General features: G+C 72.3%; 23 protein-coding genes and 1 other RNA gene. 8 read left to right on the forward strand and 16 right to left on the reverse strand.

The features are described from left to right. Window positions 1–194: 194 nt before the first annotated feature. Complete coding sequence (locus MT346_RS14880; protein WP_111107370.1) at window positions 195–371, reverse strand: SPOR domain-containing protein; 177 nt, start codon at window positions 369–371, stop codon at window positions 195–197. A gap of 97 nt (window positions 372–468) precedes the next feature. On the opposite strand from MT346_RS14880, the gene MT346_RS14885 reads away from it, so the two are divergent. The 4 genes from MT346_RS14885 to rnpB all read left to right on the forward strand — a co-directional run bounded on the left by MT346_RS14885 (window position 469) and on the right by rnpB (window position 4,899). Beyond that, window positions 469–2,598, forward strand: a complete 2,130-nt coding sequence (locus tag MT346_RS14885; RefSeq protein ID WP_243563876.1) for a hypothetical protein — start codon at window positions 469–471, stop codon at window positions 2,596–2,598. A 70-nt stretch (window positions 2,599–2,668) separates the two neighbouring features. After that, window positions 2,669–3,553 (forward strand): type I methionyl aminopeptidase, encoded by an 885-nt coding sequence (map, locus tag MT346_RS14890; protein WP_243563877.1) that lies wholly within the window; start codon window positions 2,669–2,671, stop codon window positions 3,551–3,553. Then, complete coding sequence (ppgK, locus tag MT346_RS14895; protein WP_243563878.1) at window positions 3,550–4,299, forward strand: polyphosphate--glucose phosphotransferase; 750 nt, start codon at window positions 3,550–3,552, stop codon at window positions 4,297–4,299. Before map ends, ppgK begins: the two co-directional genes overlap by 4 nt. Window positions 4,300–4,542: 243 nt before the next feature. After that, an RNA gene (rnpB, locus tag MT346_RS14900) (RNase P RNA component class A) lies at window positions 4,543–4,899 on the forward strand. A gap of 167 nt (window positions 4,900–5,066) precedes the next feature. Here rnpB and MT346_RS14905 read toward each other — a convergent pair. From MT346_RS14905 to MT346_RS14950, 10 genes are all read right to left on the reverse strand, one after another. Beyond that, window positions 5,067–5,801, reverse strand: a complete 735-nt coding sequence (locus MT346_RS14905) for a zinc ribbon domain-containing protein (protein ID WP_243563879.1) — start codon at window positions 5,799–5,801, stop codon at window positions 5,067–5,069. 2 nt (window positions 5,802–5,803) lie between these two features. Beyond that, window positions 5,804–6,658, reverse strand: coding sequence for a Nif3-like dinuclear metal center hexameric protein (locus MT346_RS14910; protein WP_243563880.1), 855 nt, complete (start codon window positions 6,656–6,658; stop codon window positions 5,804–5,806). A gap of 56 nt (window positions 6,659–6,714) precedes the next feature. Next, entirely contained in the window at window positions 6,715–7,938 is a 1,224-nt protein-coding gene (locus MT346_RS14915) for a hypothetical protein (RefSeq protein ID WP_243563881.1), read from the reverse strand. A 108-nt stretch (window positions 7,939–8,046) separates the two neighbouring features. After that, window positions 8,047–8,592: an alpha/beta hydrolase gene (locus tag MT346_RS14920; RefSeq protein ID WP_243563882.1), complete on the reverse strand. Its 546-nt coding sequence runs from the start codon at window positions 8,590–8,592 to the stop codon at window positions 8,047–8,049. A 36-nt stretch (window positions 8,593–8,628) separates the two neighbouring features. Then, on the reverse strand, window positions 8,629–9,588 hold the full coding sequence (locus MT346_RS14925) for an AraC family transcriptional regulator (protein ID WP_243563883.1): 960 nt from the start codon (window positions 9,586–9,588) through the stop codon (window positions 8,629–8,631). Between the two features lie 136 nt (window positions 9,589–9,724). Continuing rightward, the gene (locus tag MT346_RS14930) at window positions 9,725–10,126 is read right to left on the reverse strand and encodes an ATP-binding protein (RefSeq protein ID WP_243563884.1); all 402 of its coding nucleotides are present in this window, start codon (window positions 10,124–10,126) and stop codon (window positions 9,725–9,727) included. 11 nt (window positions 10,127–10,137) lie between these two features. Further along, the gene (locus MT346_RS14935) at window positions 10,138–10,476 is read right to left on the reverse strand and encodes an STAS domain-containing protein (RefSeq protein ID WP_243563885.1); all 339 of its coding nucleotides are present in this window, start codon (window positions 10,474–10,476) and stop codon (window positions 10,138–10,140) included. Window positions 10,477–10,519: 43 nt separating this feature from the next. Further along, window positions 10,520–11,761 (reverse strand): multidrug effflux MFS transporter, encoded by a 1,242-nt coding sequence (locus MT346_RS14940; protein WP_243563886.1) that lies wholly within the window; start codon window positions 11,759–11,761, stop codon window positions 10,520–10,522. Between the two features lie 263 nt (window positions 11,762–12,024). Continuing rightward, window positions 12,025–14,682 (reverse strand): phosphoenolpyruvate carboxylase, encoded by a 2,658-nt coding sequence (locus MT346_RS14945; protein ID WP_243563887.1) that lies wholly within the window; start codon window positions 14,680–14,682, stop codon window positions 12,025–12,027. A 160-nt stretch (window positions 14,683–14,842) separates the two neighbouring features. Then, a complete protein-coding gene (locus MT346_RS14950; protein ID WP_243563888.1) occupies window positions 14,843–15,496 on the reverse strand; it encodes a heme oxygenase (biliverdin-producing) in 654 nt (217 codons plus the stop codon). 111 nt (window positions 15,497–15,607) lie between these two features. Here MT346_RS14950 and MT346_RS14955 point away from each other — a divergent pair, with 111 nt between their 5' ends. Then, window positions 15,608–16,447, forward strand: a complete 840-nt coding sequence (locus tag MT346_RS14955) for a siderophore-interacting protein (RefSeq protein WP_243563889.1) — start codon at window positions 15,608–15,610, stop codon at window positions 16,445–16,447. Window positions 16,448–16,492: 45 nt separating this feature from the next. Next, window positions 16,493–17,053 carry a GIY-YIG nuclease family protein gene (locus MT346_RS14960; RefSeq protein WP_243563890.1) on the forward strand — a complete coding sequence of 187 codons (561 nt, stop codon included), beginning with the start codon at window positions 16,493–16,495 and terminating at the stop codon, window positions 17,051–17,053. Between the two features lie 214 nt (window positions 17,054–17,267). Here MT346_RS14960 and MT346_RS14965 read toward each other — a convergent pair whose 3' ends face one another. The 3 genes from MT346_RS14965 to MT346_RS14975 all read right to left on the reverse strand — a co-directional run bounded on the left by MT346_RS14965 (window position 17,268) and on the right by MT346_RS14975 (window position 19,518). Beyond that, entirely contained in the window at window positions 17,268–18,248 is a 981-nt protein-coding gene (locus MT346_RS14965) for an endonuclease domain-containing protein (RefSeq protein WP_243563891.1), read from the reverse strand. A gap of 71 nt (window positions 18,249–18,319) precedes the next feature. Further along, on the reverse strand, window positions 18,320–18,988 hold the full coding sequence (locus tag MT346_RS14970; protein ID WP_243563892.1) for an RES family NAD+ phosphorylase: 669 nt from the start codon (window positions 18,986–18,988) through the stop codon (window positions 18,320–18,322). Then, window positions 18,985–19,518, reverse strand: a complete 534-nt coding sequence (locus tag MT346_RS14975; RefSeq protein ID WP_243563893.1) for a hypothetical protein — start codon at window positions 19,516–19,518, stop codon at window positions 18,985–18,987. The genes MT346_RS14970 and MT346_RS14975 overlap by 4 nt, the downstream gene beginning before the upstream one ends. A gap of 114 nt (window positions 19,519–19,632) precedes the next feature. On the opposite strand from MT346_RS14975, the gene MT346_RS14980 reads away from it, so the two are divergent. Further along, complete coding sequence (locus MT346_RS14980) at window positions 19,633–19,923, forward strand: metal-sensitive transcriptional regulator (RefSeq protein WP_243563894.1); 291 nt, start codon at window positions 19,633–19,635, stop codon at window positions 19,921–19,923. A 4-nt stretch (window positions 19,924–19,927) separates the two neighbouring features. Here MT346_RS14980 and MT346_RS14985 read toward each other — a convergent pair whose 3' ends face one another. Beyond that, on the reverse strand, window positions 19,928–20,176 hold the full coding sequence (locus MT346_RS14985; protein WP_243563895.1) for a DUF4287 domain-containing protein: 249 nt from the start codon (window positions 20,174–20,176) through the stop codon (window positions 19,928–19,930). A 28-nt stretch (window positions 20,177–20,204) separates the two neighbouring features. Then, the gene (locus MT346_RS18480; protein WP_243563896.1) at window positions 20,205–21,695 is read right to left on the reverse strand and encodes a reverse transcriptase family protein; all 1,491 of its coding nucleotides are present in this window, start codon (window positions 21,693–21,695) and stop codon (window positions 20,205–20,207) included. Window positions 21,696–21,754: 59 nt separating this feature from the next. On the opposite strand from MT346_RS18480, the gene MT346_RS14995 reads away from it, so the two are divergent. Further along, window positions 21,755–22,312 carry a histidine phosphatase family protein gene (locus MT346_RS14995; RefSeq protein ID WP_243563897.1) on the forward strand — a complete coding sequence of 186 codons (558 nt, stop codon included), beginning with the start codon at window positions 21,755–21,757 and terminating at the stop codon, window positions 22,310–22,312. Window positions 22,313–22,393: the final 81 nt, after the last annotated feature.

Raw genomic sequence — 22,393 nt, forward strand, 5'->3', positions numbered from 1 at the left:
CGTGGTGCTCGGACCGGTCCGGCCCGTCCCGCACAGCCTATTGCCGATGTCCGCGCCGGCGCGACGCCTGTGGACGGCGCGGCGCGCGTGCGCGGCCTGTGGACAGCGCGGCGCGGTCGTCGACGTGATCCGTGACGGACGGGAGGCCCGGTGCGTTCCCGGCACCGGGCCTCCTGTCCGTCAGCTGGTCGCGATCAGGACTCTTCGTCCCACTGCTCGTTGTTCGCCTTGATCCGGTCGAGGGCGTGCTCGGCTTCCTCGCGCGTCTCGAACGGACCGATCCGGTCGCGCTGCGGGGACTGCGGGCCCTGTTCGACGGTGTGGGTCTTGTCGTTGAACCACCACTGGGACTCGATGCGTTCGTCGCTCATGCCGTCACCGTACTCGGGCATCGCACCCGGGATGCTCTCAGCGTCACGCTCGGCATGCACCTATGGTCATATTTCACATTCCTTCTGGAAGGACCACATGACCAAGCGCCCTGTCATCACCGTCGCGAGCATCGCCGGACTCACCATGGCCACCCTGGCCGTCGGCCTGCCCGCGGTCGCGAACGCCGCCCCGAACCCGACCGTACGGATCGCCAGCATCGGCGGTGAGACGGTCTACGACGACTACGCCAGCCCGCTGGACCCGGACGAGCGCGGCAGCGCACTCTTCACCGGAGCCCGCCCGGAGATCACCGCCGAGGTCGGTGCTCCGGTGCGTCGCCTCGAGATCCGCGACGAGACGACCCACGCCCTCATCTGCTCCACCACGGTGTCGGTGGGTGCGGGTACCGCCTCGTGCACCGCCACGACCGCGTTCGGGTGGGGCACCAACCCGATCGAGGCGGTCGGCCTGAACGCGGCCGGCTCGGTCGAGGGCACCTCGATCGGCGTCGACGCGATCCGCGAGCTCGACACGCCGACCATCGACATCAGCGCCTTCGACGCCGACCAGCACACCGCGACCGTGTCGGGGACGGGCGTCCCCGGCGCCGAGTACCAGGTGCGGTTCGACTCGGACCGGAGCGTCGTCGTGGCATCGGGCACGATCGCAGCGAACGGCACCTGGACGGAAGACGTCGCCGGTGCCCAGGCCGGTGACCGGCCGTACGTCATGACCGAGCTCAACGGCGCGTCCAACCACCGGTTCGGGGCGTTGTTCGGCGGCGAGGGCGCCGAGCCGATCGTCGCGACCCTCGCGCCCGGCGCGACCGACCCCGGTTTCACCGTCCCGGGCAGCACCGTCGAACCGATCGTCGCGGTCCCCGCTCCCGGTGCGACCGACACCGGCTTCACCGCGCCCGGCACGGAGTCTGGTTCCGGGGTCGGCACCCCCGTCGTCAGCGAGGTGACCCTCGGCCAGCAGTCCGGGTGGCTCACCGTCGTGGGCACCGTCCCCTCGGGCGGGACCGCGACGATCGAAGACGCCCACGGCACCTCGGTGGGAATCCTCACCTCGCGCTCGAGCCACGACGGGACCGACGACGTTCGGTTCGCCGTCAGCGCACCGGAGTCCGGCGCGGAGTACTCCCTCGTCTCCACGAGCGACCGCGGCACCTCGCGCACCAGCTTCACGGCCCCGGTGATCCCGGAGTTCGGTGCTGCCACGGTCAGCGACCTGAGCATCGACGACTCGAGCGGCCACAGCTACCTGCACGCCATCGCCCACCTGCCGTCGGCCGGCATGTTCGAGGTGCTCGACGACGACGGCAAGGTCGTCTCGAGCCGCGTCGGCAACGGCAACGTCACCGGTGGCGACGTCCAGTTCGGCATCATGAACGCCACGCCCGGGGCCGAGTACACCCTCCGTCTCAGCAACATGCAGGGGACGAAGTCCGTCGACACGGTGTTCCGCGCTCCCGGCGGCGACGTGGCGAAGCCGAACCCCGGCGAGACCGACCCCGGGTTCACCGCGCCCGGCTCCGGCGAGACCCAGCAGCCGATCGTTGCGAAGCCGGCCCCCGGCGAGACCGACCCCGGCTTCACCGCGCCCGGCTCCGGCGAGACCCAGCAGCCGATCGTGGCGAAGCCGGCCCCCGGCGAGACCGACGCCGGGTTCACCGCGCCCGCAGCCGGGCAGCCAGCTCCGATCACGGTGTCCGACCCGCACTACGTCGGACAGAACCTGGACGTGACCCTCGCCGTTCCTGGCGCCGGTCAGTACTCCGTCAAGGACCCGTCCGGGGCGACCGTCGCGGGCGGCGACGTCTACCGCGACCTGCCCACCTCGTTCACGGTGCAGGTGCCGAACCCTCCGGTCAGCACCACCTACACGATCGAGTTCACCTCCACCGCCGGCACCGTGTCGACGACGTTCACAACGCCCGACACGAAGCCGGAGCCGCCGGCAGCGCTCGCCGGCACGGTGACCGTCGACGCGTTCGACGAGGCCACCGGCGCACTGACCGTGTCGGGCAAGGTGAACGACCCGTTCGCACACGTCACGGTCCGGGTCCTGCGGGCCGGCCACGAGATCGCGCTGCCGGTGCGGCCGCGCATGAACCAGGACGGGACCTGGACAGCCGACGTCGCGGGTGCTCGCAAGGGCGACACCGTCCGCGTCCTGATGGTCGCCAACACGGTGCTGGTGCACGCCGAGACCACGGTCTGACCCACACACACGGGCGGTGCACCACGGCGCAGGTCGTGGTGCACCGCCCTGCGTGGCTAGAGTTGTCCGCATGCCCCGGGACGAACACGGACACCTGACCGCCGGCCGGATCTCCCCGCAGCGCTCCGTCCCCAAGGACATCGAACGACCCGAGTACGTCGGCCGCGTCGAACCCCACGAGCACGGCCTGGGCGACACGTACACACCGGACGAGGTCGAACGGATCCGCACCGCCGGGCGCATCGCCTCGCAGGCCATCGACGCCGTCGGTGCCGCGATCCGCCCCGGCGTCACCACCGACGAGCTCGACCGCATCGGCCACGAGTACGTCGTGTCGCACGGGGCCTGGCCCTCGACGCTCGGCTACCGCGGGTACCCGAAGTCGCTGTGCTCCTCGGTCAACGAGGTCATCTGCCACGGGATCCCGGACGACACCGTGCTGCAGGACGGCGACATCGTCAACATCGACATCACCGCCTACAAGGACGGCATGCACGGCGACACCAACCGCACGTTCGTCGTCGGCACGGCCCTGCCCGAGGTCCAGGACCTGGTCACGCGCACCGAGGAGGCCATGCGCCGGGGCATCCGCGCGGTCGCTCCCGGTCGGCAGGTCAACGTCATCGGCCGGGCCATCGAGTCCTACGCCAAGCGCTTCGGCTACGGCGTCGTCCGTGACTACACCGGTCACGGCGTCGGGCGGGCCTTCCACTCCGGCCTGATCATCCCGCACCACGATGCGCCGCAGTACGACACGGTCATCGAGGCCGGCATGGTGTTCACCATCGAGCCGATGCTGACCCTCGGTGGCATCGAGGCCGACATCTGGGCCGACGACTGGACCGTCAGCACGCGCGACAAGTCCTGGACCGCACAGTTCGAACAGACCCTCGTCGTCACGGAACGTGGCGCCGAACTCCTCACCGTCTCCGGAAAGGGACCCAGCTCCTCATGACCTCACTCGCAGTCGGCGTCGACATCGGCGGTACGGGCATCAAGGGCGCGATCGTCGACACGACGACCGGCGAACTCACCACCGAACGGATCAAGAAGGCCACCCCCGAGGGCGGCAAGCCGCACGACATCGTGGCCGTGGCGGCGTCCATCCTCGACGAACTCTCCCCCGCAGCGGACGTGCCGGTGGGCGTGTGCTTCCCCGCGGTCGTCCGTGACGGCAAGACGATGTCGGCGGCGAACGTGTCGAAGAAGTGGATCGGCTTCGAGGCCGAGGCGCTCTTCGAGAAGGAACTCGGGCGCTCCATCCACTTCGTCAACGACGCCGATGCCGCCGGGTTCGCCGAGCAGCAGTTCGGTGCGGCGAAGGGTCGCGACGGGCTGGTGGTCATGACGACGCTCGGCACGGGCATCGGCACGGCGCTGATCAACGACGGCGTGCTCATCGTCAACGCCGAGCTGGGGCACCTGGAGATCGACGGGGTCGACTACGAGACGAAGGCCTCCTTCGCGGCCAAGGAACGCGACGAACTGTCGTGGAAGCACTGGGCGAAGCGGCTGCAGAAGTACTACTCGCACCTCGAAGCGCTGCTCTCCCCCGAGCTCTTCGTCGTCGGCGGCGGAGTGTCGAAGCACTACGAGGAGTTCCTGCCGCTGCTCGACCTGCAGGCCGACATCATCCCCGCGACGCTCCGCAACAACGCGGGCATCATCGGCGCGGCGACGCTGGCTGCTCGCAGCGCCTGATCCACGACGCACGGCCCCGATGCACGCATCGAGTGGTCACGACACCCCGCTGGTGCATCGGCGAGTGGTCACGATTCGTCGTCCGGCGAGACCGACACCGACGACTCGTGACCACTCGGCAACTGGCACGCGGGGTGTCGTGACCACTCAGCGGCCGTCTCGGGGAGGCGTGGCACGCCGTGCGAACGGGTCGCCGGTAGAGACGCTGCACGGACCCGCCACCCGGTACACTGAACCCGCGAACGGGTCGGTGAGACGGTCGCGTCACTCCCCCGGGAGTGCCGAGGAACGTCCGGGCTCCACAGAGCAGGGCGGTGGGTAACACCCACCCGGAGCAATCCGCGAGACAGTGCCACAGAAAGCAGACCGCCGGTGGCGACACCGGTAAGGGTGAAACGGTGGTGTAAGAGACCACCAGGGGTCCGGGTGACCGGATCCGCTCGGTAAACCTCGCCCGGAGCAAGGTCAGACAGAGGACGCTGAGGCTGCTCGCCGAGTCCTCGGGTAGACCGCTGGAGGCCGACGGCAACGTCGGTCCGAGAGAGATGGCCGTCACTGCCGCAAGGCAGGACAGAACCCGGCGTACGGCCGGCCCGTTCGCACAGGCCACGGAACCACCAGACAGACGGAACCACCAGACGGACGGAACCACCAGACAGACGGAACCACCAGACGGACGGAACCACCAGACGGACTGGAGGCCCGGTGCCAGCTGGCACCGGGCCCCACCAGTCCGTCGCGGTGTCGGTCCGAAGACCGGAGTGGGTCTACAGGCCGGATTCGGCGGTGCGGACCAGGATCGCCTCGCTGTCGGGGCAGAGCACGACGTCGTCCGGAGCCGCACGGCGCACGTCCTGCAGGTCTGCGCCCGTCAGGGTCACCCCCGACGCGGTCGAGACGCCGCCCTGCAGCAGCGACGCCCCGAACCCGTAGCGCGCACGCTGCCGCTCGTACAGTGCGAGCAGGTCCTCGGGCACCTTGGCGGCGACGTCGGCTCGGGCCTGCACTGCCGAGGCGCGGTCGTTCTCGAGCCGCCCGATCTCGGTGTCGCGCTCGGAGACCAGGGCGCTGCGGGCGGCCTCGGCGTCGGCGAGCTTCGCCTCGATGTCGCCGACGCGGGCGCGGAACACGTCGAGCTGCTCCATCACCTCGAGCTCGGACGTCTCGAGGTCGCCGATGCGCCGCTGCAGGGAGTCGAGTTCGCTCTGCAGGCCGGCGGAGTCCTTGGTGCTCGACGAACTCGCGAGCAGGGTGGTGTCGCGGGTGACCCGGGCCTGCGCGGTCGCGGTGTCGGACTCGAGCCGGGCCAGGTCGCGCTCGGCGTCCTCGACGTCACCGGTCGCTGCCGCGAGCTCGCTGCGGAGCTTCGCCGCCGCGGTGCCGAGCTCGGTCAGCCGGTCGCCCTTCTGCAGCGAGCTGATCCGGTGCTCCAGCCGCGTGATGTCGTTGTCGAGTCGTTGGACGTCGAGGAGGATGACCTGGTCCTCGGGTGCTGCCTTCATGGTCAGGCTCCTTCGTGGTGGTGCTCGGTGGTGGGGGTGGGCGCGCTCGGCAAGACGGCGAAGTCCCACGGGTCGGTGCGCAGGTCGCTGACCGTGACGCGGACTCCGGCGGCGCGACGGAGCTGGTCGGCCGCGACGTCGAGCCACAGCCACTCGGTCGCCCAGTGCGACGTGTCGATCAGTGCCGGGCCATGGGTCAGCAGCGCTTGTTCGCGGAACTCCGACGCCGGGTGGTGGCGCAGGTCGCTCGTGACGTACACGTCGGCCGCGTTCACGAGCGGGTTGCCGAGGTACGCGTCGCCCGCGCCGGCGCACAGTGCGACCGTGCGCACCGGGCGGTCGTAGTCGCCGGAGACGCGGACGCCCGAGGCCGTCGCTGGCAGCACGTCGACGACCCGGCGCGCCAGGGCACCCAGGGTCATCGGTTCCGCCAGCACCCCGACTCGGCCGATCCCGGTGTCGTCGGTGGCCCCGGGTTCCAGCGGACGCTGCTCGGTCAGACCGATGCGCTCGGCGAGCACCGCCGAGGTGCCGGTCGCCACGACGTCGGCGTTCGTGTGCGCAGCGACGAGCGCGCAGCCGCCGCGGATCAGCGTCGCGAGGACGGCACCCTTGTACGTCGACTCGGCGACGGTCGTGACGCCGCGCAGCAGCAAGGGGTGGTGGGTCAGCAGCAGGTCGGCACCCAGGGACACGGCTTCGCGCGCGGTGTCCGGCACGGCGTCGACCGCCAGGTGCACGTGGTCCACCGGGGCGTCGAGGTCACCGGAGACGAGCCCGACGCTGTCCCACGACTCGGCACCGTCGACCGGCCACAGGGACTCGATCACGGCCTGGAGATCGCGGAGCGTCGGCATCCCGTCAGTCTACCGAGGGGTCGACGGCGTCGAGCGCCGCGATGGACGCCCGGAGGTCACCGACGGCCGAGCAGACGCAGGACCGCGGCGACCGCGCGCGCCCACCAACCGGGCTGCTCCGACGTCGCCGGGGTGACGGCGTCGGTCCGCTCGGCAGCGGCACCGTCCGCCTGGTCCGCCACGGCCAGCTCAGCCGGGAACACGACCGGCGTACCGGCGGTCTCGGCACGGTGGGTGCGGAGCACCGCAGCGAACGCGTCGCGGTCGATGACCGTGGGCCCGGTGGCCGGCTGGATGAGCGGGGTGGGCCGGGTGTTCGCAGACACCGGCGGCACGGACTGGAGGCTCGGCACCGGTCGCGCAGGCTCGTCGCGGTCGTCGTCGGCGGCGTCGAGAGCGGCGGTGTCGAGCGCGGCGGTGTCGCCGAGCGCGGCGCCGCCGGTGAGCGACACCGGCGCGGCGACGGACGACAGCACCAGGACCGGCGCAGCGGACGCGCTCGGGTCGGCCGGCGCGCGGCGCTCGGTCGTCTCGGCGGTGAACGCCGGGGCGGGCGTGGCGGGGACGACCGTGACCGAGCCGGTGGCGGCACGGCGGGCAGCGGCCCGGTCGCGTCGGTCGGCTTCGTCGGCAGCGTCCGCGAGCAGGTCGGCGAACACCGAGCGGGCGTAGGCGCGCGCGGCCTCGACCTCGGGGTCGGACAGGTGGGCGACGACGGCCTCCCACGCGGTCAGACGCGCCAGGTCCTCGTCGCGGCGGCGGACCTCGTCCTCGAGCACGACGATGCGCTCGATCGTCGGGCGACCGCTCTGCGCCGAGACCTGGACGGCGAGCTCGTCGATGCGCAGGGCGATGCGCTCGGGCGGCTCGGGGAACGACGGCGCGCAGACCGACGCGTGCCGGCCGTGGTCCCGGGGGCGACGGAAGGCCTGGTCGGAGTCCGCGGGCGTGACGACGTCGGTCGCGGCGAGTTCGGGCGCGACGAGGTCGGGCGCGACGACTGCGGTCCGCGCGGTCGCGGTCTCGGCCAGCCCGGGCTCGACGGCGCCGCGCTCGAGGGTTCCACGCTCGTCGGCTCCGGGCTCGGCGCGTTCTGCGGTGTGGGCTTCGGACGTGCCTTCGCGGACGGTGTCCGGTCGCTGCACCGGGCCGGTGACGGGCGGGACCACCAGGTCCGACACGTACGGCGCACGGGTGGCCGGAGCGTCGCGGAGCCACTCCTCGAGCTCGCGACCGAACGGGTCAACGAGCGGGGTGCGTGCGCCGGACTGCGTCTCCATGTCCCGAAGGATAAATATCGCGAGGTCGATCACGTGGGACATCCGCGGTGTGTCGCGGCATCCGGTGGCATGTCGCGCCGAACATGAACGGCGTGTCGCACCCGCTGATCAGCAGCGCGCGCTGAAGTCCTCGAGGATGTCTCGTCCGATCGGCCAGTCCCCCAGCCCGCTCGCGACGTTCACGTGACCGTGCGCGCCGATCCGGTGCGTCTCGGCGCCGATGCGCACCGCCATCGTCAGCGCCCGGTCGAGGGAGCAGTAGGGGTCGTCGTCACTCACGACGAGCGCGGTCGGCGTCGTCACCGAACGGTCCGGGAGCGTGAATCCCGCCGCTGCCGTCGGGAACCCCGTCGCCGCGGGGTCGGGTGGCGCGACGAGGAACGCCCCCGCGACCCGGCCGTCGTCGTGGTCCACGAGCCACCGCCAGGCCGCGATGACACCCAGGCTGTGGGCGACCAGGACCGGTGGCTCGTCGACGGCCGCGACCGCGCGGTCGATCGCGCGCGACCAGTCGTCGGGGTCCGGCTCGGACCACGAGGTCGGTGCGATGCGGACCGTGGAACCGGGCCGCTCGGCCTGCCACCGGGACTGCCAGTGCTCGGGGTCCGAGTTCCAGATGCCGGGGACGATCACCCAGGGTCGAGGTCGGCGCACGCGTCGAGCCTACGCGGAGCGGGGACGCGGCCGACCTCAGCCCTGCAGCGTGTCCCGCGGGTACTCGCCGAAGCGGTTGGCGTACGCCGCCGAGAACCGCCCGAGGTGCGCGAAGCCCCACTTCACCGCGACGGACGCCACCGTGGTCTCGCGGACGGTGCCGTGCCGCAGCTCCTCGCGGATGCGGTCCAGTCGGATGCCGCGCAGCATCGAGTTCGGTGCCGTCCCGACCTGCCGCTGGAACGCCTGCTGCAGCCCGCGCACGCTGAGGCCGACGTGCTCGGCGACGTCGGTGGTGGTGATCGGTGTGTGCGCGAACGCGTGCATGTACTCGACGGCTTCGCGGACCCGGCCGGTCGCGCCCTGCGGCAGGGACACGTCGGGCGCGAGCAGGCGGTGGGGGAAGGTCCGCAGGAGCGTCATGGCGGTGGCGCGGGAGGTCTCGGCCAGCAGGAGCGGGGAGACCGGCGCGGCACCGAGGACGGTCGCGGCGGCGTCCTGCACCTGTCGGTTCCACGAGCGCAGGCCCTCGGGCGACAGGGTCGCGGCGTGGTCGAACACCAGCGGGCCGGGTTGCGCGCCGTGCAGTTCGGCCGCCATGCCCTCGAGGTACGTCCGTTCGAACTGCACCAGGCTCTGTCGGACGTCAGCCAGCTCGAACTCGAAGGGTCGGCCCGTCGGGAACATCATCGGGGTACCGGTGCCGAAGGGGACCTCGTCGCGGCCGATGTCGACGCGACCGCTGCCGTCTGCGAGCCACATCACGACGTACTCGTCGCGCATGTCGACCTCGCCGCGGACGCTCGCGTCGAATCGGGAGGAGCGGAAGGACATCGTCTCGTCACCGACGACCCGGAAGCGGTACTGGAACGGCCGGTCGGTGGTGTGCGCCGTGAACCCCGAGCCCACGTAGGCGTCCTCGTACATGCGCATGGCGTCGTCGAGGTCGTCGCCGGCGGTCTCGAAGCGCATCCGGGGGTCGTGGTCGATGGTCACGGGCGCATCGTGACACGCGAGTCCGGCGGGATCGCAATCCACGGCGGTGCCCCGCGGGTTCTGGCCGGAGCCGTGCGTTTACCGGACTGCGTGCAACAACCCCGGTGGACGACCCGTTCTGCTGGGTCGGACGCCGTCAGACGCGGCCGCGCCGTACCGTCCAGCGGTTGCGGTCGCCATCGCGCTCGTAGCGGAGTTCGTCGACGACCATGCCGACCAGAGCGAGCCCGCGCCCGCTCTCGGCAGCAGCGTCCGGCAGCGTTGCGGCCGACGGGTCGACCGAGGCCGGCCGTCCGTCGTCGGTGAGTTCGGCCTGCAGGCCGTCACCGCTGACGGCCAGCGAGAGCGAACACGCGACCCGCTCCCCGCCGCCGGCGTGTTCCACGACGTTCGACGCGAGCTCGACGAGGGCCAGTTCGAAGGCCATGCGATCCTCGGCGGCGACCGACGGCTCGGAACCCCAGACGCCCGCAAGGAACTCGTGGACACAGGTGACGTCGTCGGGCGGCGACGCGAAGTCCAGTCGGTGGTCGGCCACGGCGCTGCCGTTCATCCCCAGGTCGACACCGCGGCGTCCCCGTCGGGGTACGTCCGCAGGATCTTGTCGATGTTGGACAGCTTGAGGACCATGCTGACCTGCTCGGACGGGGCTGCGATGCGCAGGTCCCCGCCGGCCTGGCGTGCGGTCTTCAGGCACCCGACCAGGGCGCCCAGACCGGAGGAGTCCATGAAGTCCACCCCGGAGAGCTCGACGACGACCCGGTTCCGGCCGTCCCCGACGACCTTGGCCACGGCTTCGCGGAAGGCCGGCGCCGACACCATGTTCAGGCGCCCCTTGCACTGCAGCACGGCCGCGTCCGCTTGCGACTCGTGTACGACGATGTCCATACCGGGTGATCTCCTCGTGTCGGTGCGGGCTGCGTACCCGACACTATCGGTCAGCGTCCGACAGTCGTTCGCCACCCGTCACACGGGCGCGGCGCGTCGCGACCACCTGCACGATCACGGCAGCGGCCATCAGCGTGACCATCACCGAGCCCATCGCCAGTGCGGTGCCTCCCAGCAGCCCGGCGAGTGGTGTCCCGAGTCCACCCAGCCCGAACGACAGTCCGCCCTGCAGCGCCGCCGCCGTACCGGGGTGTGCCGAACCGACGTGCTGCGTCCGGGTCATCGCGGCGGGCAGCACGAACCCCCAGGCGCCCGTGACGACGGCGAGCGAGCACCACACCGGGACGGGGCCGAGTCCGAGCAGCGCCGACGTCAGCACCCCGGCTGCGCCGAGCGTCCCCACGAGCAGGCCGAGGGTCAGCAGCGTGTCCTCGGCAACGCGGCCCACGACCCGCCGGAACACGAGCGTGGTGATGATCATCATCGTCGCGTTGGTGGCGAACACGATCGTGTACAGCCCTTCGGAGAACCCGAACTGCGTCTGGAACACGAACGAGCTGGTGGCGATGTAGGCGAAGAACCCGATCGTCGACAGGACCGACGTCAGCAGGTACGCGCGGAACCGCGTGATCGACGCCAGCTGCCGGATCCGCTGCCAGTTCGCGCCGAGACCGATGCCCCCGCGCGATCGGGGCGGCAGGGTCTCGCGGAAGAACGGCAGCACGAGCGCGAAGAACACCGCACCGAGCACGGCGAGCACGACGAACATCACGCGCCACGTCGCCACCGTCAGCACCGCTCCCCCGACCAGCGGCGCGACGACGGGGCCGATCGCGTTGATCGCCGCGAGCGTGCCGAACACCTTCGCCATCCGCGGGCCGTCCGTCACGTCGGACACCATGGCGCGGCCGGCGACGGCTGCGGCGGCACCGGCGAGTCCCTCGACCACCCGGGCGACGACGAGGGTCACCACGTCTGGCGCCAGCGCGCACCCGAGGGACGCGATCGCGAACAGCGCGGTGCCGGCGAGCAGCATCGGTCGTCGACCGATCCCGTCGCTGACCGGGCCGACGAGCAGCTGGCCGACGGCGAACGCGACCAGGAACGCGGTGAGCGAGAGCTGCACGGCGCTCGGCGTCGTCCCGAGGTCACGCGCGATGGCCGGCAGCGCCGGGATGTACATGTCGGTCGCGAACGGCGAGACGCCGACGATGAGCGCCAACGGCACGATCGGCGGCAGGGTCGCCGGAGTCCGGGGGCCGATCTGGGTGCGCTCCGTCGTCACCGGAGCAACGCTACGCCGCCCCGAATCGATTCGACAGGGTCCTGACTGGTCACGACACCCCACTCGCGGACGCCGAGGGGTCACAGATCGTCGGTGACGCGCAGCGGAGCCGACGATCTGTGACCCCTCGGTGGCACACCGACGGGGTGTCGTGACCGCTCGGCGCGCTCGCACCGTGCGCGGTACGGCCCGGACATGACGGACGGGAGGCCCGGTGCCAGCTGGCACCGGGCCTCCAGTCCGTCGGGTGGTCGCGCCGGGCGTCAGCCCGTGTTCTGCAGGCCGGCGGCGATCCCGTTCACGGTGAGCAGCAGCAGGCGGTGGTCGGCATCGGTCGGGTCGGTGCTGCCCGACGTGCGGATCGCACGGAGCGCCCGGAGCTGCAGGTGCGAGAGCGCGTCGACGTACGGACTGCGCAGCCGCACGGCCCGGGCCAGGACCGGCCGGTCCTCGAGCACGTCAGCGCCGCCGGACACCCGCAGCACCCACTCGCGGGTCCGCAGCATCTCGGAGAGCACCATCGCGGCCAGGTCGTCGCGGTCGGCGAGCTCGAGGTAGCGCCGGGCGATCTGCTCGTCCGTCTTCGCGAGCGACATCTCGACGTTCTTGATCATCGCGCCGAACAGCGGCCACTCGGCGAACGCGGTGCGCAGGAGCTCGACGTCACCCACGGCCTCGAGCGCCGAGCCCAGGCCGTACCAGCCGGCCAGGTTGATGCGCGCCTGGGTCCACGAGAACACCCACGGGATGGCGCGGAGGTCCTCGAGGGACTCGACGCTCAGGCCGCGGCGGGCCGGACGCGAGCCGAGGGGCAGCAGGCCGATCTCCTCCATCGGCGTGACCCGGGCGAACCACGGCGCGAAGCCGTCGGCCTTGACCAGGCCGTAGAACGCGTCGCGGGAGACGTCGTCGAGCTGCTGGGCCAGGTCGGCGAAGCGTTCTGCGGCGGCCTCGGTCCGGGACTCGTTCGAGGGCGACGACGCGAACAGCGTGGCCGAGGCCATCTGCTCGAGGTGCCGCGCGGCGATGTCCTGGTCGCCGTACTGGGCGAAGATGACCTCGCCCTGCTCAGTGAGCTTGAGCCGGCCGTCGATCGATCCCGGCGGCTGGGCGAGCACCGCTTCGTTGGCGGGTCCACCGCCACGGCCGAGCGAGCCGCCGCGGCCGTGGAACAGCGTCAGCTCGACGTCGTGCTGCTCGGCCCAGCGGGCGATGCGTGCCTGGGCGTCGTACAGCGCCAGGTTCGCCGAGACCGGGCCGACGTCCTTCGACGAGTCCGAGTACCCGAGCATGACCTCGAGCTTGCGGCCGGTGGCGGCCAGGCGGCGCTGGAACGGTTCGGTCTGCACGGCTTCGTCGAGGATGTCGACGCTGGCGTGCAGGTCGGCGAAGGTCTCGAACAGCGGGATCACGTCGAGCACCGGCGCGTCCTGTTCGGAGCCGAGCGCCGCCACGGCGAGTTCGTGCACGTTCGCCAGGTCGGCTGCCGACTGGGTGAACGACACGATGTAGCGGTTCGAGGCGCGCACGCCGTACCGCCGCTGCAGGTGCGCGATCGTGCGGAAGACCGCGAGGACCTCTTCGGTGGTCTCGCTGAGCGGACCGCCCGCTCGGATCTCGGCGAGGGCCGTGCGGTGCACCTGGGAGTGCTGGCGGACCTCGAGCTCGGCCAGGTGGAACCCGAAGGTCTCGACCTGCCACACCAGGTTCTGCAGCTCGCCGTACGCGGGCCGGGTCGCACCGGCGGCCACGAGCGAGTGCTGGATGGTGCGCAGGTCGGCCAGGAACGCCTCGGGGCCGTCGTACGCCAGCGGGCGGTCACCACGACGGGTGGCGTCGAGGCGCGCGGCGGTGAACAGCAGCGCACGGCGATGGGTCTCGTTCGGCGCACGGATGCCGATGCGTTCGGCGATGTCGGGGTCGAGCGACTCCTGCGCGGCGACCAGCGCGGTGAGTCCCGCGTCGGCGGGGGTCTCGTCGGCGTCGAGCGTCAGGGTGCTGCCGATCCGGGTCGCGGCACGGGCCAGGCCGAGCAGCACGTGCTCGGCCGCGATCTCGGCCGCCTGGCGGGTGATGTCCGCGGTGACGAACGGGTTGCCGTCGCGGTCGCCGCCGATCCACGTGCCGAAGCGCACGAACGCCGGGGCCTGCACGGGGCTGCTGCCCGCAGCGTCACCGAGCAGTCGGTCGTCGAGCAGGCGGTAGACCTGCGGGACGATCTCGAACAGCGTCTGGTCGAACACGCTCATCGCGGTGCGGACCTCGTCGAGCGGGGTCGGCCGGGTCGTGCGGAGCGGCGAGGTGCGCAGCAGGTTCGTGATCTCCTCGAGCAGCCGGCGTTCGTTCTCGGCACGTGCCGTGGCGTTCTTCGCGCGGTCCCGCTCGTCGATCAGGTCCGTGATGCGTCGGACCGCCGTGGTGACCGCACGCCGACGGGCCTCGGTCGGGTGGGCCGTCAGCACGGCGTGGAAGCGCAGGTCGGCGAGCCGCGCAGCGGCCTGGTCCACGCCGACCTCGTCGACGAGCTGGGCGTACGTCGCGGGGAACGAGTCGCCTGCCACGCCGCCGTCGTCGCCACGCTGCCGCAGCACGCGCACGCGGTGGTGCTCCTCGGCCAGGTTGGTCAGGTGGAAGTAGGTGGTGAAGGCACGCGCGACCTCTTCGGAGCGCTCGGTTGAGAGCCCTGCCACGATCGCCTCGGCGCGGGCGGCACCGTCGGCGTCGTCGCCCTCGTAGGCCGTGATCACCGCGGCGCGCAGGTCTTCGACGTCGCGCAGCAGGTCGTCGCCCCCGCTCTCGCGGAGCACCCGCCCGAGCAGACTGCCGAGGTAGCGGACGTCGGCGCGCAGGTCGCTGTCGACCGCTCCGCTGACGTTCTCACGTGCGCTGCCGAAGCGCGTGGATCCGTCGATCGCCGTCATCTCGTCCTTCCGATTGTGTGGGATACCAGTCCCCGGACCCCAGCAGCGTACCGGGCGGCGGCGCAGCGTGACGACGACCGTCCGGCCGGTTCGTGACGCACCGCAACGCTCCGCGACCGCTCGGTGCACGGCCGGTGGCCCCTGGCAGGCGCTCCCGTGTTCAGGCCGCGGAGGTGCGCCGTGCGTCGAGCTCGGCGAGCAGACCGTCGTCGAGCGCCGAGGCCAGCTCGACCTCGGCCATCACCCGCTCGCGCTCGGTGGCGTCCCACGGTGCCGCGTCGAGCTGGTCGCGGTAGGTCGCCTGGAAGGCCGCGGGGTCGGCGAGCTGGTCGAAGATCCAGAACAGCACGCCGTTCGTGTCGAACCCGAACTGCTGGCTCAGCGTCAGGCCGATCGCCCGGCCGCCGGACAGGTCGCCGAGGTACCGCGTGTAGTGGTGCGCGACGAAGCCGCCGGGCCACTCGGCCGCGACCTCGTTGAGTCGTCGGACGTACGCCGTCGTGGCCGGTGTGGGGCAGACGAGTTCGGACCAGTCCGGGCCGACCAGGTACTCCAGGTCGGCACGGATCGCGGGCATGCGCGTCAGGTGCGCCGTCATGAACGGGCTGACGACGGGGTGGTCCGCCATCCGCTCGGCCGCGCGCTCCAGTGCGTCGTACACGAAGGCGTACTGCCCGAGCAGGTCGGCGTAGTCCGCCACGTCGCAGCGCCCGCCGCGCAGCGCGTCCATGAAGTCGGTGCCGGCCGTCGTGCCCGAGGTCCGCGCTGCACGCAGCCGCAGCAGTTCGGAGAACCGGGTGACTGGAGCGTTCATGAGGTGAGGCTAACCTCACAAGCGCGTCTGCGCACCAGGAATCGCCGGGACACGGCTGACACCGAGCAGGTCACAGCGTGCGCAGACACGACGAGAGGAAGCTCCCCCACGATGAGCGCGAAGAACCGAACCCAGCACGTGTTCGTCGTCGACCACACCGAACGCCTGACGCCCCACATGGTGCGCGTGCACCTGGGCGGACCCGCGTTCCGGGCGTTCGTCGACGATGCCGACCCCGACCGACTGGCCATGACGGATCGGTACGTCAAGCTCCTGATCGCGAAGCCGGGGCTCGGCCTGACGCCCCCGTACGACCTCGACGCCCTGCGCGACGACCTGCCGAAGCAGGACCGGCCGGCCCGACGCACCTACACCGTCCGGTCGATCGACCACGACACCCAGACGATCGCGATCGACTTCGTCGTGCACGGCGACGAGGGACTCGCCGGACCCTGGGCCGCCGCTGCCCGCCCCGGCGACCTGCTCGCCCTGACCGGCCCCGGCGGCGGCTACGCCCCGAGCGCCGACCCCGACGTCGAACACCTGCTGCTCGGCGACGACAGCGCACTGCCGGCGATCGCCTCGGCGCTCGCTGCGATGGACCCCGACGCCACCGGCACGGCGCTGATCGAGGTCGCCGGACCCGCCGACCAGCAGCACATGCCGCACCCGGCCGGCGTGACGCTGCGATGGCTGCACCGCGACGCCACCGGCGCCGAGCCGGGCACGCTCCTGCTGGCCGCGACCCGCGAGCTGCCGCGGGCCTCCCGGCCGGTGCGCGTGTTCGCGCACGGTGAGCGGACCGCGATCAAGGCGATCCGACGACTGCTGCAGGACGAGTGGGGCGTCGAGAAGGCGGACATGTCACTGTCGGCGTACTGGGCGCTGGGGCGCGCCGAGGACCGGTTCCAGGAGGAGAAGCGCGAGCCGGTGGGCGCCGTCTTCGACTGACGGGAGGCCCGGGGCACGTCGGACGTCACCACTAGCGTTCCGCGCATGGTCGAGTCCTGCTGCGTGCCCGGGTGCGCGGGCGAGCCCGCGTCCGGCGCGCCGGTGCCGCTGTGCGAGTCCCACGTGCTGGTGGTCGGCGACTTCGCCGGGGGCCGCCGCGGCACCGAGGACGCGCTGCCCGGCCCGTGCCTGGTCTGCGGGTGCCGGATCGGCGTGCGGTTCCCCTCGGGGACGGTGTGCGCCGTGTGCGAGTGGCCGTACGGGGACGTGCCCGACGGCGAGCTCGCTCCCCCGCGGGTGGACGTCGTGTACTACCTGCGGCAGCGCGACGACGTGGGCGACCGCGTGAAGATCGGCACGACGACGAACCCCCGGCAACGGTTCGCGCGGATCCCGCACCAGGACCTGCTGGCGTTCGAGCGGGGTGACCGGGCGCTCGAACGGCGGCGGCACGAGCAGTTCGCGGTCTCGCGGTACCCGGGGACAGAGTGGTTCCGGGTGACGCCCGAGCTGCTCGAGCACGTCCGGGTGGTCGCGGCCGGGGTCCCCGATCCGTGGTCGCTGCACGCGCGGTGGACCAGCGAGGCGCTCGCGCTGCGCGGGTGAGGGGTGGGTGCGCGCCCGGTGCGAGGTGCGCGCCCGGTGCGAGGTTCGCGCCTGGTGCGAGGTTCGCGCCCGGTGCGAGGTTGATCGCCCCGTGCAGCGCAACAAGGTCGCACCGGGCGACCATGGTCGCACCCGCATGCAGCCTCGCACGGTGCTGCCCGGCCGCAACCGCGCACCGTCCGCGCGCCGTGCAGCCGTGCAGCCGTCGTGCGGCTCAGCGCGCGTAGGCGTCGACGAAGAGTGCGCCGCGGACGTCCCGCAGGGTGTCGACCAGGCGCTCGATCGTCCGACCGGACACGCCCGACACCTGCAGGTCGTGGGGCCCGAGGGCGGGCAGGCGCCCGGTGCGGATGCGCACGACTTCCCACCCGACGCCACGCAGTGCGCGGTCCTTGCGCCGGTCGGAGTCCTCGCGCGGTCCGACGTGCTCGAGCCCGTGCCGACCGGTGGAGTCGTACTCGATCGCGACGCGCAGCTCGGGCAGGATGATGTCCGGCCAGGCCTCGACGTGGTCGTGGAACGGCCGGTCCAGGCGGATGGCGTTCCGGTCGAAGGTGAAGTCGAAGCGGTCGGACAACGCCTGGCGCAGCTCGGCCTCGACCGCCGAGGCCGTCGCCGGCGCGCACACGCTGACGAAGGCGTCGCCCGAGGGCAGCCGCGGCGTCTTGCGGCAGATCTCCCGCTCGGCCGCCGGACGCCGAGCGGTGCCCCGACGGGCGCCGGGACGAGCCGCGCGGGAGGACGCGACGGCACCGGTCGGCACGTCGCCCACCGGAGAAGCGCCGCGTCGGCCGGCCGCGGGCAGGGTCTGCCGCCCGGCCGTCCGGACCGCTCGCTGCGGCGCGGGGACCTGGGTCGGCCAGTCCTCTGGCAGGACCGGCCATCGCTGGGGCTTCGCCATCACGGTGCACTCCGGGCACCAGACGGACCGTCGGCGTTCGCGGCCGGGACGCCCGCGCTGCTCGGCCGGGGTCGCGACGAACACGTGGCCGACGTCGCACTCCCACGTCAGCAGGACCTCGGCCGCCGGGGGCACCTGGGTCAGGACGATGCCGGCGTTCCACTCGGGGTGGTACTGCCGGATGAGCACCGGGAAGGACGCCCACGCGTCGCGGAACTCGCCCACGGCGTACGGCATCGCCACACCGCGCGAGAACTGTCGGCGGCGCCACCACGCATCGACTGGCTCGACCACGTCCGTCACCGTACGAGCAGCCACCGACACGTGCGCACGTCGGCGGGACACCGCAACGGCAGCGGGGCAGCTCAGTCGCGCGGCGGCGTCACGATCGTGAAGCGCTCGGGGCCGGCGGTGGTGCCGTCGTCGAGCACACGGATGCCGGACTCGCGGCACGCGGTCACCCCGTCGCGGTGGACTCGCTCGGGACGGGGCCGACGGGGAACGCCGGCGTCGCCGAACACGGCCCACGCGTTGGGTGCCGCGGCGCTGGTGAACCGGGTGCTGTAGCGGACGCCCGCGAACCCGGCAGCGTCGAACGCCCGAGCCCATGCCTGGGGCACGCGGTAGTCGACCATCGTCTGCAGCTCGGCACCCACGCCGTGCCGCACCGCGTCTGCGGCCGTGACGTCGGCGAAGCGGCGCCCCCGCGACGCCCGGGCCGCGACGACGACCATCTCGCGCGCCCGGCCGACGAACACCGTGTTCGTGTGCAGGGTGTGGTGTGCCAGGCGTTCGCGCACCGCGACCTCGACCGAGTCGGCCCAGTAGCAGGTGCCCCGGGGGTCGGCGAGGTCGAACCGGCCGCCGTCCGCGCCGTCCGCGTCGGCCGGGGTGCTCGCGAACCACCACGCACCACGGTCGTGACGCTTCGCCCGGTAGAACGTCGTGCCGCGGGACTCGGCCGACGGGAAGCCCGCCAGGTCGGCGCCGTCGCTCGGACCACGCTGTGCGACCTGGGTGCGGCGCTCGGTCACGCGTCCGCCAGCCAGGCGTGTGCCGCGCGGCGGGCGGCGCGCAGCACGACGTCGTGCCGGCCGGCCCGCAGTGCCTGGGCGGCGGTCGTACCGCCGAACTCGTCGGCGACGGTGTTGAGCCACAGGGCACTGCCCCACGGATCGATGCGGTCGGGGTCGAGCAGCGCCAGCACCTGCCGCAGGTGCGGCAACGGCGCGCCGGACGGACCGAACTGGAACGACGGGAAGATCCGGCTGCCGTCGCCGATCTTCAGGCCCAGCAGGTCACCCTTCGTGCTCGCCTTGCTGATCGCCTGACGGGTCACACCGCGCCAGCTCGCCAACGAGGACGCGTCGTAGAACGGGCCGATCAGCGCGTCGGCCTCGTGCTTGACCGCCGGCAACGCGGCGACCATCCGATCTGCCAGCACACCGACGTCGCCCACCGCCGCGAGTGCATCGTCGTACCGACCACCGCGGAGCCGGTCCTGGATCGCGGCGAGCAGTGCCGCCACGGCAGTCCCGGAGACCACCCGTTGGGTCGTTGCCATGCGCTCCGCCTTCCTGCAACCGTGTCAACCGATCATACCGATCTCACGTCAACCGCGTCAACCAGTCGGGGTCGATGACATACCCTGGTGGGGTACTGGTCCCCGGGAGGCCTCATGACCGATCACGAGCACGGCTACATCTCGTCGAAGGACGCGTACCTCAAGCGACTCAAGCGCATCGAGGGCCAGGCACGCGGGCTGCAGCGCATGGTCGAGGACGAGCAGTACTGCATCGACATCCTGACCCAGGTGTCCGCGATGACGAAGGCGCTGCAGTCGGTCGCGCTCGGACTGGTCGAGGACCACCTGACGCACTGCGTGACCGACGCACTGGCCGACGGCGGCGACCCGACGGCCAAGGTCAAGGAAGCCTCCGAGGCGATCGCGCGCCTGGTCCGTTCCTGACGCGTCAGGCCAGGGCGCGCTTGACGTACGCGACGACCGCGTTGGCGTGCCCGTGGCCCATGCCGTGTTCGGCCTTCAGCCAGGACACCACTTGCATGTGCGGCTCGGTGTCCAGCCGCTCGGCGACCACGTCGAGCCACTCCTGCACGGGGCGCCCGTAGGTGCGCTCGATGCTCGGGAAGTACGAGGCGGGGCCCTGGACCTTCGTCCCCGCTGCCGGAGGCTCCGGCGCGGTCACTCGGTGCGCTGTCATGGCGTCACCCTAGCGACGCCACCGGCCGTCACCAGCGGATGCGGGCGAACTCGTCACGGAGCCGACGCGCTCGCCCGGGATGCACCTGTTCGACCCAGCCGATGCGTCCGAGCAGGTGTGCGCGGAAGTCCGGGTGCCCTCCGCGGTCCTGGGAGGCCGGGCCCTGTACGACGCAGTTGTGCAGGACCGCGTGCAACCGGTCGACCTCGCGACGACCGGGCGACGTCCGCTCGTTCACGACCACGCCCGTGACCGACTGCCGCACAGCGGACCGCCGGACCCGCGTCTTGCGGGTGTTGAGCGTGTGCCCCTGCTCACGCACGATCCGGTCGACGCCACGCAGGAACGCGTCCGCCCGCGCCGCCATCGCGTCGCCGCCGCTGAACGTCAGGTCGTCGGCGTAGCGCGTGTACGTGCCGCCCATCGCCGCAGCCCACCCGGCCAGCCGCACGTCCAGGTGTCGGAGCGTCAGGTTCGCCAGCGCGGGTGACGTCGGCGCCCCCTGCGGCAGGTGCGCCGCCGCAAGTGCCCGACGGAGCGCCCCGCGGGCATCCGCGTCGCCGCCCGGTGGCATCGCGGTCAGCACGTGCGGCGGCACCCGGTGCGTGCAGACGCCGGTCAGCACGTGTGCGAGCGGTTCGGCGAACCCGGCCGAGCGGAACACGCCGTACACGCTCGGCGCGGTCACACTGGCGAAGAACGACGTCAGGTCGGCGGACAGCACGACCGATCGGCCGACGTGCTCGGCCGCGCCGGAGACGACGCTACGACCGGGGACGAACCCGTGCGCGGCGTCGTGGACGGGCATCGCCACGAGCAACTCGTCGAGGATCGTCCGCTGCGTGCGCTTGAGCATCGCCATCGGCTTCTCGAGCAGACGTGGGGCACGTCCGGCACGGTGGACCCATTCGTGGCGGTGGTGGTGGAGCGGGCTCGACGGGCCCGGGCGGCGGTTCCACCCCCGCGTGTCCGCCAGCCACATCAGCCGACCCACGGTCAGGTCGAGTTCGCGCGCGAGTTCCGGGAGCGTGTCGACCAGCAGGCGGCTGTCGACCCTCGGGACGGCGCGGACTGCGGTGGCACGGCGGAGCAGCACCCGCACCGGCCGGAGCGGCACGCGTGAGTCGTGCAGCCGGATCAGGCGGGGATCACTCGCGAGCACGGCGGCGAACTGCCGCGGGGCGTCGACGGGCGGCCTGGGCCAGGCGTCGAGGGCGATGCCGACGGCCAGGCCGACGTACGTGCGCTCGACACCGAGCACGTCGTACCCGGCGGCGGTCAGGTCGTCGCGGTTCCACCGGTCGGCCGCCAGGAACGAATCGGCGAGTGCCCGGGCGACGACGTCGAGCGGCGTGGGCGTGGGGTTCCCGGGGGACCTGTCGGTGCCTCCGTGAGGGAGCGCGCGCGGAGCGCGCCGAGCCTCTCGGGGCGTGTCGTCCTGCTGGTACTGCGTGCCCCGGGGTGACCCCGGAGAGGTCGACGCGTCACGCGCGCCGTCCGCCTCCCCCGGGAACTCCACGACCACACCCTACGACCACCCGCCGTCATCGATCGAGCGTCGTCTGCCAGGCTCGGTGGATGGTCTCGTCCTTCCTGACCCACGCCGAGGTGGTCATCGACCCCGCGGTGCCGATCGAACGCTGGGGGCTCTCCGACGTCGGGCGCACGCGCGCTGCTGCCGCGCACTGGTCCGCCTGGGCGCCCGGGACGACGCGCATCGTCTCGAGCGCCGAGCAGAAGGCCGTCGAGACCGCCGAGCTCCTCGGCCGGGCAGTCGGTGTCACGCCGGAGATCGACGCGCGGCTCGGCGAGATCGACCGCAGCGCGACGGGGTACCTGCCGCCGGCCGCGTTCGAGCCGGTCGTCGACGCGTTCTTCGCCCGGCCCGACGCGTCGGTGCGCGGATGGGAGCGCGCCGTCGACGCGCAGAACCGGATCGTCCGAGCCGTCCGTGAGATCACCGCGGACGACGACGTGACGATCGTGTCGCACGGTGCGGTCGGCGCGCTGCTGCTGGCGCACCTGCGCGGCGTCCCGATCGACCGCGCGCTCGACCAGCCCGGCATGGGCAGCGTCTTCCGGTTCGACGCGCGCGCATGGCGCGCCGAGTCCGGCTGGACGCGCGTCACGCCCTGAGGCGGTCGGCCCGGCCACGGTCGGACTGGAGGCACGGTGCGGGCCCGCCACGCGCCTCCCGTCATGCGGTCCCCCGGTCCC

Origin of the sequence: Curtobacterium sp. VKM Ac-2922 (genome assembly GCF_022815645.1) — a bacterium.
In the GTDB taxonomy this organism is placed as follows: domain Bacteria; phylum Actinomycetota; class Actinomycetes; order Actinomycetales; family Microbacteriaceae; genus Curtobacterium.